This is a genomic window from Pseudoduganella sp. GW821-FHT05F09 (assembly GCF_059419605.1).
Map to the genome: position 1 here is coordinate 263658 of NZ_JBWKSD010000008.1, position 13560 is coordinate 277217.

A 13560-nucleotide genomic window follows, 5' to 3' on the forward strand; every position below is an offset into this window, starting at 1 on the left:
CCGTCAGCGCCAGCGCTTGGGATGGCGCTTGCGGCTGACGGCGTTCTGGTCCTGCAGCACGGAGTCCACGCGTTCGGACGCGCGGCGCGACAGCTCCTGCGCCAGCTCGATGTCCGGGAAGAATTCCGGCAAGCGGTAGCCCAGCCAGGCGTAGGCCGAATACAGGCGGCAGGTATCCTCCACCTCCTGCAGCGACAGATAGGTCAGCGCAAAGTCATCCGCCTTCAGGCGCGTGGCCTTGGCGCGCGACAGCGACAGCGCCCAGTGCTCCCACGCGCGCTGCAGGGACATCACCTTGCTCGACACCGGCACCAGTGACAGCGTGAACTTGTCCGCCACCGACAGCGGCAGGCTGTCCAGCCATTCGGCGCGGCTGGTCTGGTCCTCCGTGATGCGCGGATAGAAGAAGCCGTCCGGCACGTCGATATTGTGCACGAAGCGCTTGAGCAGCTTGGCCAGCGAGGTCTCGCTGGTGACCGAGGCGATGCGGTGCAGATGCTCCAGCGTGGGCGCCACCGAGAAGCCGCTGGTGTTCAGCGGCGCCGGCTTCTCCTTCAGCAGCGAGCGCATCACCTGGTGCGTGTCGTCGTCAAAGCCCGCCACCAGGCCTTCCTCGTGGATGCCGTAGCGCCCCGCCCTGCCTGCGATCTGGCGCGCCAGCGCGGCCGGGATTTCCTCTTCCTCGTAGCCGTTGTACTTCACGCTGGTGGTCATCACTATGCGCGAGATCGGCATGTTCAGGCCCATGGCGATTGCATCCGTGCCCACCACCACGTCGGCCTGGCCTTCGCGGAAGCGCTGCGCCTGCGCGCGCCGCACTTCGGGCGACAGGTTGCCGTACACGGTGGCCACCGACAGCCCGGCCTCGGTCACCATGTCGCGCCACATCAGCACTTCGCGGCGCGAAAACGCGATCACCGCGTCGCCCTTGCGCAGATTGCGCACCTTGCGCACCGAGGTGGCCTCCATCGACAGCGGCGCCTTGCGTTTCAGGATATGCACCTCCAGCGGACACTCCAGGCGTTCGGCCAGCGCCTCGATGGCGCGGCGCGCTTCCGGTGCGCCCACCAGGTAGACGGTGCGCGCCGGCGCGCCGCACACGGCTGCGGTCCAGGCGGCGCCACGGTCGCGGTCCGCCAGCATCTGGATCTCGTCGATCACGGCCACGTCCACCGGCGTGCGCGTGTCCAGCATCTCCACCGTGCTCGCCACATGGGTGGCGCCTTCGGCCAGGCGGCGCTCCTCGCCCGTCACCAGGCTCACCGCCAGCGGCTTGCCGTGCTGCTTGAACTCCTGCAGGCGCTCGTAGTTCTCCAGCGCCAGCAGACGCAGCGGCGCCAGGTAGATGCCGCTCGGCGCCTTCGCCAGCGCTTCGATGGCGCGGTGGGTCTTGCCGGAATTGGTCGGCCCGAGCAGCGCAACGAAGCGGCGCGGCAGGCGGCGCGCCACCTCGAAGGAATCCGGGTATTCGGCCAGGTTGATGCTTTGCTTGGTGCGTTCGGCGTAGCGCTCCTCGGTCTGGCGCTCGATGGCGTGGTCCAGGCGCTGGCGGATGCGGTCGAACACCTCGCCTGCCATCAGGGAGGTCTGCAAGTCGTCCAGCGTGTGCAGGAAGGTCATCGCGTCGAAGTCGTAATCTTCGGCTGCGGCGGCGATTTCGTGCACGAAGCCGGTGGCCTGTTCATGCAGGTCGTGGATCGCCTTGTCGCCGCTGCGTTCGCGCAGCAGCGCGCTGCGCGCCTCGCTGTCCATCTTGCGCCACTTGGACGGCTTGGCCAGCACGCCCTGCGCGGGCACCAGCTGGTAGGGCACGGTCAGGCCCTGCGCCCGCACCTCGCCGGCGATGCGCAGGAATACCCGCCCCTCCATCTTCACCAGGCTCACGCCCCTGGCGGGCAAGCCCAGTTGCTGGCACAGGAGATCGTCGTCGCCCAGGTCGTGTTCTTCGGTGTTGCTGGTCATATCGTGTCGCTAGGTTGAGTTGAGGCCGAGTATAGCAAGCCTGTACAATCGCACCATGCCGCAGACCATCACCACCGCCGTCCACCACGAATTGATCATCAAAAAGAGCCGCTTCATCGCCTGCGTGCAGCCGATGTCGGACCGCGCGTCGGCGCAAAAAGTGGTGGCGGAATTATGGGCCCAGCATCCGGGCGCGGCCCACGTCTGCTGGGCGCTGCTGGCAGGCGGCCAGTCCGCCGCCGTGGACGACGGCGAACCCAGCGGCACCGCCGGCCGTCCCATGCTGGACGTGCTGCGCCACCAGGACCTGGAAGGCGTGCAGGCCACCGTGGTGCGCTACTTCGGCGGCGTGAAGCTGGGCGCGGGCGGCCTGGTGCGCGCCTACACCGACAGCGTGGCGCAGGCGCTGCTGGGCGCGGAGAAGATCGCCATCGTCAAACTGCGCGCGCTGCGCTGCGAAGTGCCATATGCGCTGGAAGGGCTGATGCGGCGCGAGATCGAGCTGGCCGAAGCGCGGCTGGACGGCGTGCAGCACGCCGACCTGGTGCGCTTCGACTTCAGCCTGCCGGACAGCGCCGCCGTGGCCCTGACGGCGCGCCTGGCCGAGACCGGCGGCGGCCGCATCGCCTGGCTGGACGTGCCGGAAGAAAGCGAAGAATAAAAAACCCGCTTGCCGAAACGCGCAAGCCGCCCTATAATGCTGCCTCTTTCGGGTCGTTAGCTCAGCTGGTAGAGCAGCGGACTTTTAATCCGTTGGTCGCAGGTTCGAATCCCGCACGGCCTACCACGAATACTCAAGGAAGCCCACGAATTTCGGTTCGTGGGCTTTTTTTGTTTCCTTCCGCCTCGCAAAACATTCGACTCAAAATGGAATAGGCCTTGCGATGCCGCAGTATCGCCCGCCTCTCCGCTTGATCCTTCGCACAAAATATTTCTCGCCGCCAAGCAACAATAGGCCTCGTCCTATTGTTTACTCAGGAGGGAAATATGGCAATCGATGTGTACTTACAAATCAACGGCATCAGCGAACGCTGTGAACATTCAGAAATCAGCTTAACCAAGCTTGCGGACCTCTCCTCTCCGCTGCTGCTACAGACATGTTCGGCTGGAAAAACCATCCCTAAGGCCAAGCTCGAATTCATGCGTGCGGATGGGCAGGGCGAGCGGGTCAAGTATTTCGAGATCGACCTTGAAAACATCCTGATCGGCCATGTCACCCCAGGCATTGAGGAAGGCGAAATCCTCACTGAGCACGTCGGTCTGAAGTTTTCCAAGGTGAACTGGAAATACATACAGCAACGAATAGGCGGCGGCATAGCCGGCAATACCGTAGGCGGCTGGGATCTCTCCAGCAACGGAATCGCCTGAATCTTTTCCCGCTCCACCAGTTTCGTCCACATTGATGCATGGAGGCTGAAATGGCATACGTCTATTCAAAAGTGTCTGATTTGGAAGGGAAGGCAAAAGTAGGAACGACCCAATGCGTTGCACTGGTTCAGTTCTATGGCGGTGCTCCTAACCATAGAGGCTGGAGAGCTGGTGCAGCTGTCATGAACAACAAGGATATCCAACCCGGAACCGCCATCGCCACGTTCGTCAACGGCCACTATCTTAGCCACGCAACAGGCAACCACGCGGCATTCTTCCTCCGGCACGGCATCAAGGGAATCTGGGTAATGGACCAATGGAAAGATGACCGCCCCGCCGATCAAAACAACAAACCGACGATTTCCTCTCGCTTTATTCCCTCCAGAGGCCTCAAGCAACGCAAAAGTGGAGCGTGGCCAAATGCCAGCAATAATGCCGACGCCTACAGCATTATTGAGATGAGGTGAGATATGGTTCGCTATTACATCTACCTCGCTGCGGCGGTCGGAACCTCCGTAACGCTGACGGCTTCAGCCGCTACGCAGCACTTGATCGAATGTCCACCTGAGATAGCGCCTGACTCTGTCTCCATCACCCATCCTCCTGCAGGTTGGACTCCATTTGCACGAACCGGCTTGCGACTCAGTTACGCCGAGCCCATGTTCGGCCCGCCAGCAGGGAAAGGATTTCTCAAGCCAAGCCGTTCGACAGCATCACGCGATATCTGGGAGGAACTTGAAGGCACGATCGAGGGCGGAAAGTGGATTGCTTGCCGCTATGGCGAACGTGGCGAGGTCATACTCTCCAAGCGCATAGCTGACAACACTTCGGCATGCACGGTTGTTTCCAAAAAGGACAAACAAGGCGTGAGGCGCCCGGAGATAAGCTGCATTTGGTAAGTACGGCTCCAAAATCCCCAGCGCCGGCTCAGCACTTGACGGTCTTGCGCTTCTTGCCCAGGGTGCCGCGCTGCCGGACCTTGGCTATGTACTCCGGCGCCGACGGCACTTTGCAGGCGGTGCCGTCCATGTCGACGGTGACGGCGCCGAGCGCCTTGCCCACTTGCTCGGCCAGCGCGGCCAGCGGAGCGACATAGCAGCCCACGGCAATCACAAAGCCGTTCATCACGTAGCGCACTCGGTTCGGCTGCTGGTGGATGGTTTCCTGCACGCGCAGCAGCAGACGCTTGAGCTCTTCAAGATCCAGCTTGTTGTCCTCGGTGATCGCCACCAGGCCGCCCAGGGTGGCCCAGCCGGCCGTGGCGATTTTTTCTTCCCCGGAGTCTATCCAGTCCAGCGCCAGTTCGCGCCCGTGCAGGCTCTCGCTGGCCACCCAGGCCACGGTGTATTCGCTGGTGGCCAGACAGCTGGAGGTATCGGCCCGGTGCTGCAGGTCGGCGCGGCTCATGGCGCGGTCGTCGGCGACCAGGCCAGCCAGGTAGCGGGCGTCGTAGATGCCGCTGTCGTACAGGTCCAGCGCCAGCTGGTAGTTCTTCTTGATTTTCTTCTGGAAGACTTTCAAGTCCTCGATTTTCACGCCCAGCAGCGGCTCCGGCACGCCATGCTTGAACATCACGTTTTTATAGGAATCGCGGCCCAACGGCCTCAATTGTTCGATAATTTCGTCGGCAGTCATGCGGCTCTCCCGTTCGCGTAGCGATCGATGATACCAGCAGCTCCTGCGCCGAGCGACGCAAAATGTTAGCATTCCTGATCGGCTTTACTACAACGGGAATATATGCATTACGTACTGTTTTACGACTATGCGGCAGACTATATGGAGCGCCGCGCGCAGTTGCGGGAGGCGCACCTGAAGCTGGCCTGGGAGTCGCACGCGCGCGGCGAGTTGCAGCTGGGCGGCGCGCTGGCCGAGCCGGTCGATGGCGCCATGCTGTGGTTTAAGGCAGACTCCCCCGCCGTGGTGGAGGCCTTTGTCGCGGCGGACCCGTATGTGGTCCACGGCCTGGTGACCGGCTGGCGTATCCGCCCGTGGATGACGGTGGTTGGCACGCAGGCCGACGCGCCCGTCTATCCGGCCTGAAACGCCCCGCCCCGGCGCAGCGCCAGCAGCAGGATCGCGCCGCCCGCCAGCATCAGCACCCAGGCGGCGGGCTCCGGCACGGCGCTCAGGTAGAGCACCACCCGCGTGTCCTCGTCGAAGGACAGCCCCTGCCAATTGACATAGGCCACGTTCCCGCTGAAGGACACATTGGCTGGCGAAAAGCCCGCCATATTGGTTTCCCGTCCCAGCGCCGCAAAGAGATAAAACCCATGGTCCAGGTCGGTCAGGGCGAAACCGTTGAAGGCGCCGCCCAGCCACATGGCGCTGGTGTTGAAGTTGCTGGCGATAACTTGCGTGTCGGTCACGGTGAGGTCGAACACGCCTGCCACGTTGCGGAACAGCGCGCCGTCACCGTCCACCAGTTGGGCCGCGTAGCTGCGCGTGGGCGTGTCCAGGTCCGGGTAAAAATATTGCAGCGCCACCCTGTGCCCGGCCGTGCCGGCGGATGCGCCGGCCGCGCAGGCCAGCAGCAGGATGCAGAGCGCGCGCTTTAGCAAGATCGACATGGCTAGCCTCCAATGCAAGAATTAGCAGCATGCTATGCGAACCCGGCCGCAGGCGGCGCCATCTTGCCTTACGGCCACACCTCTGCTACCGTTGCGGCGCTGCACAAAAATTACATAATAGTTAAACAAGACCCCGGATTTTCCATGCCGCACCTGCCTGCCCTGTCGAGCCAAGAGATTGCCTCGGTCCTGAAAGCCCTGCCCGACCCGGCCTTCCTGCTGACCCGCAGCGGCCGCTACGCGGCTATTTTCGGCGGGGCGGACGTGCGTTATTACGACGAGATCGGCTTCCTGGCGGGTAAAGCCATGGCCGAGCTGCTGGTGCCGGCCAAGGCGGAGTGGTTTGTGGGCGAGATCCACAAGGCGCTGGCCACGCGCAGCCTGCACGTGGTGGAGTACGGCCTGGACAGCGACGACATCCTGTACAAGGGCAACCGGCCGCCGCTGAAAGCGAGCTGGTTCGAGGGCCGCGTGCAGGCGCTTGAATTCCAGGTCGACGGCGAGGACGCGGTGCTGTGGGTGGCCAGCAATATCACCGCGCGCCACCAGCTGGAAGCCCAGTTGCGCCTGCACAGCGAAATCGACGAGCTGTCCGGCCTGTACAACCGGCGCAAGCTGATGGGATCGCTGGCCGAACATTATCAAGTGTTCGCGCGCTACGGCACCGCGACCACGCTGCTGATCTTCGATATCGACCACTTTAAAAACATCAACGACCAGTTCGGCCATCTGTTCGGCGACAAGGCCATCCGCGCCGCCGCCGATGTCTGCCGCGACGAACTGCGCAGCACCGACTTCCCGGCCCGCTTCGGCGGCGACGAGTTCGTGGTGCTGATGCCGCACACCACCCGCGACCAGGCCGCCCCCATCGCCGAACGGCTGCGCCTGCGCGTGGCGGAGGCCTTGCTGCGCCTGGGCGCGGTGGGCGGCGGCGCCACCATCAGCGGCGGCCTGAGCGAGTTCCTGCCGGGCGACGCCCACGCCGAGGACGTGCTCAAGCGTGCGGACGACGCACTGTACCGCGCCAAGCGCGGCGGCCGCAACCGCATTGCTAGCGTATAGTGGCTACAAACCTATAAGACTGCAGAACAGGAGCACGCCATGAAATGGGAAGGCAACCGCGAGAGCGACAACGTTGAGGACCGGCGCGGCGATGGCGGCGGCGGTGGCGGCGGCTTCGGCCTGGGCGGCCGCTCCATCGGCATCGGCACCGTGGTGCTGGCCCTGATCGGCTCGTATGTATTCGGCGTGAATCCGCTCACGATGCTCAGCCTGCTCAGCGGCGGTGGCGGCGGGCCGGCGCAGGTGCAGCAGCAGGCGCCCTCGCACGCGGCGCCGGCCGCCGACCGGCAAAGCAAATTCGTCAGGGTGGTGCTGGCGGACACGGAGGACGTGTGGACCGAACTGTTCCGCGCCAAGGGCGGCAGCTACGTCAAGCCCAAGCTGATACTGTTCAGCGGCAGCACGGATACGGCCTGCGGCACCGGCCAGTCGGCGACCGGCCCCTTCTACTGCCCCGGCGACCAGCAAGTGTATATCGACCTGAGCTTCTACCGCCTGATGCAGGAACGCTTCCACGTCAACGGCGAGTTCGCGCAAGCCTATGTGATCGCGCACGAAGTGGGCCACCACGTGCAGCACGTGACCGGCATTTCGGACAAGGTGGACCAGCAGCGCCGCCGCGCTACCGAGCGGCAGGCCAACGCATTGTCGGTGCGGCTGGAATTGCAGGCCGACTGCTTCGCCGGCGTGTGGGCCTTCCACGCCAACCGCTCGCGCAGCATCCTGGAACAGGGCGACGTGGAAACGGCGCTGAGCGCCGCCACCGCCATCGGCGACGACGCGCTGCAGCGCCAATCCCAGGGCCGCGTGGTGCCGGACTCCTTCACGCACGGCAGCTCGGAGCAGCGCGTGCGCTGGTTCAAGCGCGGCCTGGAAAGCGGCGACACCGGCCGCTGCAATACCTTCGACGCCCAGCAGCAGCTATAAGCGTGCCGGGCGCCGCCGCGCGCCCGGCTTATTGGAAGGCCACCCGCATCAGCGTATCCTGCGCAGGCAGGCCGGCCACGCTGCGGCCAGGCACCACCATCAGCAGTTCACCGCCGATGCCGCTGCCGACACCCGTATCGAGGTCGATGCGCACCTTCAGTTTCTGGTCCAGCGCAACAAAGGTATTGTGCGCCACGGCCACCACCTGGTGTTCGTCCATGTCGCCCACTTGGGCATAGATCCGGCTGCCTTTCTTCGTCAGCGTCAGCACCTGCCCGTTCGACAGATCATAGCCGCCTTTGTAGCTGCCGAATTCCATATCAGTGAGGTACACGCGCTGCGTGGGCGCCTCGATCGCCGAGATCGTTTGCGCCGGCGCCGGGATGGTCACCGTATCGCTCTGCTGCGCAAGCGCGCCTACGCATGCTGCGCCCATCAATGCCGCCAATAGTAATTTTTTCATGATATGCACCATCCCTGGATAACTGGATTAAGGTTCTCGCCGGCCTGTCTGCACCGGTCGAACCCATTGTAGGCAGGCATGCTGCCGCTGGCGTCATCCGACTGAATGAGGCGGCAACAAGGTCGCCGTGGAACCGTGGATCAGCGCAATCAGTTCGCCCTGCCGGCGCGTGGACGTCTTGCCGTACACGCGGTGCAAATGGGTCTTCACGGTGTTCACGCTCACGCTGCTGGCGGCGGCGATGTCCTCCAGCGAAGCGCCCGCCGCCAGCGCGCAGCTGACCGCCGCCTCGGCCGGCGTCAATTCGAACAACTGCTGCAAGACGGCGGCCGACGCGGTCACCGCTTCCGGATCGCGCGCCATGACGATGGCGCAGGCGCGCCCGCCGGCGGCGCCGCCCGCCAGCATGAACGGCGCCACGGACAGCGTCAGCGGCAGGCGGCCGCTGCGCGGCAGGCAGAGCGACTGGGTGCCCTGCGCCGGCCCGCCCAGGCTGTCCGGCTCCAGGCAGCGCACCGCACGCCGCACCATGTGCGCCAGCGTTTGCGCGCCGCGCGAGGCGGTCTGCGCCAGCCGCGCGCCGCGCAGCTGGAGCGGCGATTCGGCGCCAAACACCAAGCCGGCCGCGCCGTTCGCGTACAGCACCGTCAGGCTGCCGTCCAGCAGCACCACCGCCGTGGCCAGCGCGTCCAGCGCGGCCACGCTGCAATGCTCGGCCAGGTCGTTATGCGCCAGGCGGTCGCGCAATTTCAGCGCCCGTTCCAGGTGCGGCTGCAGCACGCCCATCCAGCTATTGTCTTCGCTGGCGACGGCGGCAACGGCGCCGGCGCTGGCCTGCAGCAGCGCGGCGGCGCTGCCGGCGCCATTAGCGCCATTGGCCCCATTGGCCCCGATGGCGGCGGCGATATCCTCGCACAAGCCGGGCCAATGTTCTTCATGCAGGGCCGCTTCATACAAGCGGCCTATCAAGTCATATTGCAAAGCCAGTTCTTTTTCTTGCATGGTGCCTCCTGCTACTGCTTTCTGCACCTTGCAGCTTAGGACGCTGAACTGCGAATTGCCACGAGAAATGTGACGATCGGTATTTTTATCGATGATGGCCCGCGCCTTCAGCCACGCTGAAAACGTATATGTCACAATAGGCGTATCCCACCAGTCACCGTTCCGCCATGCCACCAGCCGCCGCCACCCCGTCCGCCCTCGCCTTCTCCGCGCTGCGTCCGCGCCTGTTCTCGATCGCCTACCGCATGCTGGGCGTGCGCGCCGACGCCGAGGACGTGGTGCAGGACGCCTGGCTGCGCTGGGAAGGCAGCGACCAGGCCGCCCTGCAATCGCCCGAGGCCTGGCTGGTCACCATCGTCACCCGGCTCTCGCTCGACCGCCTGCGCGTGGCCAAGGCCGAGCGCGAGTCCTATGCCGGCTGGTGGCTGCCGGAGCCGCTGGTGGAAGTGGACGAGCACACGCCGGAAACGCAGGCGGAAATGGCCGGCGAACTGGGCGTGGCCTTCATGTGGGTGCTGGAACGCCTGTCGCCGGACGAACGCGCCGCCTTCCTGCTGCGCCAGGTGTTCGACTACGACTACGGCGAAGTGGCGGCGCTGCTGGGCAAAAGCGAAGCGGCCTGCCGCCAGATGGTGCACCGGGCCCAGGAACGCGTGCAGCAGGACAAGAAGCGTTATGGGGTAAACCACGACGCGCACCGCAGCCTGCTGGGCAAATTCCTGGACGCGGCACGCACCGGGCAAGCGGCCGCCATCCAGGCGCTGCTGGCGGCGAATGTGGAACTGGTGAGCGACGGCGGCGGCAAAGTGCCGTCCTTCCCGCGCATTATCCACGGCATGGGCGCCGTGACGCGCCTGTTCTGCCGCACGCTGGACAAGTATCCGGGCCAGGTGGAATACCGCACCGCCATGCTGAACGGCGAGCCGGGCTTCCTGCGCTATATCGGCGGCAAGCTGGAATCGGCGCAGGCCATCCTGGTGGTGGACGGCCTCATCGCCGGCATCTACGCGGTGCGCAATCCGGACAAGCTGACCGGCGTGCCGCAGACCATATGAACGCGCTGGCCTGAGCGCTCAGGCCAGCACGCTGCGGTTGCGGCCTTCCGCCTTGGCGCGGTACAGCGCCTGGTCGGCCGCCTGCATCAGCGCCGCCGCGCCGCCGGCGCCATCCTTGCCGCCGTCCCTGCCGCCGTCCCTGCCACCGTCAACGGCGGCGCCTTGCGGCGGCACGAAGGAGGCCACGCCCACGCTGGCCGTCACGCGGCTGAAGGCCGACAGCGCATGCGGCAGCGCCAGCGCCTCCACGGCCAGCCGCAGGCCGTCGGCCATGCGCAGCGCCTCCTCGGGCGAGGCGCCCGGGGCGATAAAGACGAACTCCTCGCCGCCGTAGCGCGCCACCAGGTCGCCCGCGCGGTGCAGGCCTCCCGCCAGCGCCTGCGCCACGCGGCGCAAGGCGTCGTCGCCGGCGGCGTGGCCATAGTGGTCGTTATAGGGCTTGAAGAAATCCACGTCGAACATGGCCACCGCCAGCGGCTCGCCGCGCCGCGCCGCGCGCCGCCATTCGCGCGCCAGCGCGTCATCGAAGCTGCGCCGGTTGGCGATGCCGGTCAGCGCATCCGTAGCAGACAGCGCCGCCAGCTTCTGGTTGGACTCCTGCAGCGCGCGCGTGCGTTCGGCCACGATGCTTTCCAGCCGCGTGGCGCGCGCGGTCAGGCTGCGCACGCGCCAGCGGTACAGCAGCGCCAGCAGCGACATGGCCGCCGCCGCCGCCGCCGTGCGGAACCACCAGGTTTGCCATAGCGGCGGCGTAATGGTGATCGGCAGCGTCACCTCGGCCTTGCTCTCCAGGCCTTTGTTGTTGCTGCCCATGAGGCGGAAGCGGTAGCTGCCCGGGTTCAAATTGGTGTAGGTGGCGGCGGGACGGCTGGCGTCGGCCTGCACCCAGTCCTGGTCGAAGCCTTCCAGCTTGTAGCGGTAGCCGTTGCGTTTGGGCTCGGCGTAGTGCAGCGCCGCGAACTCGATGGTGAGCACGTCCGCGTTCCACGGCAGGGTGAGCGACTGCGGCGCCGTCAGGCTGCCCTCCAGCGTGACGCCGGGCGGCGCCGCGCCCGGCTGCAGCGGCTTGTTGAGCAGGCTGATGCCGGTAATGGCCAGCTGCGGCGGGCGCGATACGCTGCTGTGTATCGCAGGGTTGACGCTGGTGATGCCGCTGGTGCTGCCGAAATACAGCCGGCCGTCGCTGCCGCGCACCGACGCGTCCAGGTAGAAGCCCTCGGTCAGGCCGTCCTCCACCGAGTAGTTGGTGACGTTCTCGCTGACCGGTTCCAGCTTGGACATGCCCGCAACAGTTGTCACCCACAGCATGCCGGCGCGGTCGGACTGTATCGCTTCCACCATCTGCGTGCCCACGCTGCCTTTGTGGCTGTAGCGCTTCACCTCCAGCTTGCCGTCGCGGAAGCGGATGCGGTTCAGGCCGCGCGCCGTGCCCACCCAGATGGCGCCGCTGGCGTCCTCGTGCAGGCAGCTGATGCGGTCGCTGCTCAGCGTGTCGGCGCGCGCCGGGTCGCTGGGCACGCGGGTGTAGCGGCCGGTCTCCGGATCGCGCACGTCCAGCCCGCCGCGGAAGAATTCCCCGGTCCAGACCCGGCCCGCGCTGTCTTCCATCAGCGTGGTCACGCCGTCCACGCTGCGGCTGCCGGGATCGGACGGGTCGTGCGCGTGCACGGTGTGCGCGCCGCTGGCGATGTCGTAGCGCACCAGGCCGGCGCTGGTGCCCAGCCACAGCAGGCCGCCGCGCCCGGGCGCGATGCGGTTGATGAAGTCGATGGCGCCGCTGCCGAAATGGATGGCCTGGAAGGGACCGTCCAGCTTGTCGAGCCGGTTCAGGCCGCGCGAGGTGCCGGCCCACAGCGGGCCGCCCGGCTGCTGGTACAGGCTGTAGACCACGTTGTTGCTCAGGGTGCCGGGCCGCTTCGCATCGGCCGCGTAATGGCGCAGCAGCTTGCGTTCGGCGGGGTCGAACAGCACCAGGCCGTCGTCCACGCCCAGCCACAGCTTGCCCTGCGGCGCCGCGCCCAGGCTGCGCACGAAATTGCTGGCCTTGAACACCTCCGGCGCCACGTCGCGCGGCACGATGCGCTCGAAGCCGTGGTAGCCCAGGTTGGCGCGGCTCACGCCGTCGGTGAAGGTGCCCACCCACAGCGTGCCCGTGCGGTCGTGCATGGTCAGGTTGATGGCGTTGGTGGACAGGCTGTGGCTGTCCTCCGCGCGCCGCTGGTAGACCTGGAAGTCCCCGGTTTCGCGGTCCCAGCGCCATACGCCGGCGGTGCGGGTGCTGATCCACAGGTCGCCGCTCAGGTCCTCGTCCATATGGGTCACGCGGCCGGTCTGCTGCGGCAGGCGGCGCCGCGTTGTCCACGGCTCGCCGGCCTTCCACACCACCAGGCCGTCGTCCGTGCCTATCCACAGCTTGCCGGCGCTGTCCGCGTGCAGCGCGCGCACGTCGTTGCCCTTCACGCTGGGCGCGGCCTCGTCGTCCACGCGGTAGTGCACAAAGCTCTCGCTGCCCGGCGCCAGGTAGTCCAGGCCGCCCGGCCAGGTGCCGGCCCAGACGCCGCCCTTGGCGTCCATCGTCAAGGCGTTGATGTCGTTGTGCGCCAGGCTGTCCGGCCGCGCCGGGTCGTGCTGGTAGATCTTGAAGCGGCCCGTTTTCGGGTCGAAGCGCTGCAAACCGCCCCAGGTGGCCAGCCACATGCCGCCGGCGCCGTCGTTGATGATGCGGCGCACGATGCGGTAATTCTTCGGCCCCGAGTCCGGCACGTAGCGGATAAAGCCGTTGCTGGCCGGGTCGTAGCGCACCAGGCCCTCGTCGGTGCCGGCCCAGATGCGGCCCTGCTCGTCGTTGTACAGCGCGGCAATGCGCCCGCCCGGCAGGCTGCGCGGGTCGAGCGGGTCGTTCTGGTAGTGCACCGACTGGCGGCCGTCGTAGCGGAACAAGCCGCCCTCTATGGTGCCTATCCAGACGAAACCCTGCCGGTCCTGCAGCATGGAGACGATGGACTGCGCGTCCGAACCCAGCGTGTCGATGCGCTTGAAAGCCAGCGCCTGCGGCGCAGCGGCAGCCGGGAGCGGGCTGGCGGCGGCCAGCAGGAGCGCAAGGAGGGTAAGGGCGAATTTCATGGTCGGACCCAGTATAAGCATAGAGCTTTCA

Annotated in this window: 14 protein-coding genes and 1 tRNA gene; 9 read left to right on the top strand and 6 right to left on the bottom strand. The window is 66.1% G+C overall.

Going from position 1 to position 13560, the window contains the following annotated elements; translation table 11 throughout:
- Nucleotides 1-3: 3 nt before the first annotated feature.
- Nucleotides 4-1962 carry a helicase-related protein gene (locus AC07S4_RS24640; protein ID WP_494989115.1) on the bottom strand — a complete coding sequence of 653 codons (1959 nt, stop codon included), beginning with the start codon at nt 1960-1962 and terminating at the stop codon, nt 4-6.
- Between the two features lie 55 nt (nt 1963-2017).
- Between AC07S4_RS24640 and AC07S4_RS24645 the strand changes: the two genes are divergently transcribed.
- The 5 genes from AC07S4_RS24645 to AC07S4_RS24665 all read left to right on the top strand — a co-directional run bounded on the left by AC07S4_RS24645 (nt 2018) and on the right by AC07S4_RS24665 (nt 4229).
- Nucleotides 2018-2623 carry an IMPACT family protein gene (locus AC07S4_RS24645; protein WP_494989116.1) on the top strand — a complete coding sequence of 202 codons (606 nt, stop codon included), beginning with the start codon at nt 2018-2020 and terminating at the stop codon, nt 2621-2623.
- Between the two features lie 50 nt (nt 2624-2673).
- A tRNA-Lys gene (locus AC07S4_RS24650) sits at nt 2674-2749 on the top strand.
- A 200-nt stretch (nt 2750-2949) separates the two neighbouring features.
- Nucleotides 2950-3330, top strand: a complete 381-nt coding sequence (locus tag AC07S4_RS24655; RefSeq protein ID WP_494989117.1) for an Hcp family type VI secretion system effector — start codon at nt 2950-2952, stop codon at nt 3328-3330.
- Between the two features lie 50 nt (nt 3331-3380).
- On the top strand, nt 3381-3797 hold the full coding sequence (locus AC07S4_RS24660; RefSeq protein WP_494989118.1) for a BPSL0067 family protein: 417 nt from the start codon (nt 3381-3383) through the stop codon (nt 3795-3797).
- A gap of 3 nt (nt 3798-3800) precedes the next feature.
- Nucleotides 3801-4229, top strand: a complete 429-nt coding sequence (locus AC07S4_RS24665) for an STY0301 family protein (RefSeq protein ID WP_494989119.1) — start codon at nt 3801-3803, stop codon at nt 4227-4229.
- Between the two features lie 28 nt (nt 4230-4257).
- Here the strand turns inward: AC07S4_RS24665 and AC07S4_RS24670 are convergent, their stop codons facing one another.
- Nucleotides 4258-4965, bottom strand: a complete 708-nt coding sequence (locus AC07S4_RS24670) for a DNA alkylation repair protein (protein WP_494989120.1) — start codon at nt 4963-4965, stop codon at nt 4258-4260.
- Between the two features lie 102 nt (nt 4966-5067).
- On the opposite strand from AC07S4_RS24670, the gene AC07S4_RS24675 reads away from it, so the two are divergent.
- Nucleotides 5068-5370 (top strand): YciI-like protein, encoded by a 303-nt coding sequence (locus tag AC07S4_RS24675; RefSeq protein ID WP_494989121.1) that lies wholly within the window; start codon nt 5068-5070, stop codon nt 5368-5370.
- On the opposite strand, the gene AC07S4_RS24680 is transcribed toward AC07S4_RS24675, so the two are convergent.
- A complete protein-coding gene (locus AC07S4_RS24680) occupies nt 5358-5897 on the bottom strand; it encodes a PEP-CTERM sorting domain-containing protein (protein ID WP_494989122.1) in 540 nt (179 codons plus the stop codon). The two genes, AC07S4_RS24675 and AC07S4_RS24680, sit on opposite strands and share 13 nt — an antisense overlap.
- Before the next feature lie 144 nt (nt 5898-6041).
- On the opposite strand from AC07S4_RS24680, the gene AC07S4_RS24685 reads away from it, so the two are divergent.
- Together AC07S4_RS24685 and ypfJ are read left to right on the top strand one after the other, a co-directional pair.
- Complete coding sequence (locus AC07S4_RS24685; RefSeq protein ID WP_494989123.1) at nt 6042-6959, top strand: GGDEF domain-containing protein; 918 nt, start codon at nt 6042-6044, stop codon at nt 6957-6959.
- 39 nt (nt 6960-6998) lie between these two features.
- Nucleotides 6999-7886, top strand: coding sequence for a KPN_02809 family neutral zinc metallopeptidase (gene ypfJ, locus AC07S4_RS24690; RefSeq protein ID WP_494989124.1), 888 nt, complete (start codon nt 6999-7001; stop codon nt 7884-7886).
- A 28-nt stretch (nt 7887-7914) separates the two neighbouring features.
- On the opposite strand, the gene AC07S4_RS24695 is transcribed toward ypfJ, so the two are convergent.
- Nucleotides 7915-8349: a hypothetical protein gene (locus AC07S4_RS24695; RefSeq protein ID WP_494989125.1), complete on the bottom strand. Its 435-nt coding sequence runs from the start codon at nt 8347-8349 to the stop codon at nt 7915-7917.
- Between the two features lie 93 nt (nt 8350-8442).
- A complete protein-coding gene (locus tag AC07S4_RS24700) occupies nt 8443-9351 on the bottom strand; it encodes a helix-turn-helix transcriptional regulator (RefSeq protein ID WP_494989126.1) in 909 nt (302 codons plus the stop codon).
- A 167-nt stretch (nt 9352-9518) separates the two neighbouring features.
- Here AC07S4_RS24700 and sigJ point away from each other — a divergent pair, with 167 nt between their 5' ends.
- Nucleotides 9519-10406 (top strand): RNA polymerase sigma factor SigJ, encoded by an 888-nt coding sequence (gene sigJ, locus AC07S4_RS24705; RefSeq protein ID WP_494989127.1) that lies wholly within the window; start codon nt 9519-9521, stop codon nt 10404-10406.
- An 18-nt stretch (nt 10407-10424) separates the two neighbouring features.
- On the opposite strand, the gene AC07S4_RS24710 is transcribed toward sigJ, so the two are convergent.
- A complete protein-coding gene (locus AC07S4_RS24710) occupies nt 10425-13529 on the bottom strand; it encodes a diguanylate cyclase (protein ID WP_494989128.1) in 3105 nt (1034 codons plus the stop codon).
- Nucleotides 13530-13560: the final 31 nt, after the last annotated feature.

Excerpts from the sequence above, each read along its gene's own strand:
- AC07S4_RS24700 (WP_494989126.1), bottom strand. The coding sequence starts at position 9,351 with ATGCAAGAAAAAGAACTGGCTTTGCAATATGACTTGATAGGCCGCTTG.
- AC07S4_RS24710 (WP_494989128.1), bottom strand. The coding sequence starts at position 13,529 with ATGAAATTCGCCCTTACCCTCCTTGCGCTCCTGCTGGCCGCCGCCAGC.
- sigJ (WP_494989127.1), top strand. The coding sequence starts at position 9,519 with ATGCCACCAGCCGCCGCCACCCCGTCCGCCCTCGCCTTCTCCGCGCTG.
- AC07S4_RS24680 (WP_494989122.1), bottom strand. The coding sequence starts at position 5,897 with ATGTCGATCTTGCTAAAGCGCGCGCTCTGCATCCTGCTGCTGGCCTGC.
- AC07S4_RS24640 (WP_494989115.1), bottom strand. The coding sequence starts at position 1,962 with ATGACCAGCAACACCGAAGAACACGACCTGGGCGACGACGATCTCCTG.
- ypfJ (WP_494989124.1), top strand. The coding sequence starts at position 6,999 with ATGAAATGGGAAGGCAACCGCGAGAGCGACAACGTTGAGGACCGGCGC.
- AC07S4_RS24695 (WP_494989125.1), bottom strand. The coding sequence starts at position 8,349 with ATGAAAAAATTACTATTGGCGGCATTGATGGGCGCAGCATGCGTAGGC.
- AC07S4_RS24660 (WP_494989118.1), top strand. The coding sequence starts at position 3,381 with ATGGCATACGTCTATTCAAAAGTGTCTGATTTGGAAGGGAAGGCAAAA.
- AC07S4_RS24655 (WP_494989117.1), top strand. The coding sequence starts at position 2,950 with ATGGCAATCGATGTGTACTTACAAATCAACGGCATCAGCGAACGCTGT.
- AC07S4_RS24670 (WP_494989120.1), bottom strand. The coding sequence starts at position 4,965 with ATGACTGCCGACGAAATTATCGAACAATTGAGGCCGTTGGGCCGCGAT.
- AC07S4_RS24675 (WP_494989121.1), top strand. The coding sequence starts at position 5,068 with ATGCATTACGTACTGTTTTACGACTATGCGGCAGACTATATGGAGCGC.
- AC07S4_RS24665 (WP_494989119.1), top strand. The coding sequence starts at position 3,801 with ATGGTTCGCTATTACATCTACCTCGCTGCGGCGGTCGGAACCTCCGTA.
- AC07S4_RS24645 (WP_494989116.1), top strand. The coding sequence starts at position 2,018 with ATGCCGCAGACCATCACCACCGCCGTCCACCACGAATTGATCATCAAA.
- AC07S4_RS24685 (WP_494989123.1), top strand. The coding sequence starts at position 6,042 with ATGCCGCACCTGCCTGCCCTGTCGAGCCAAGAGATTGCCTCGGTCCTG.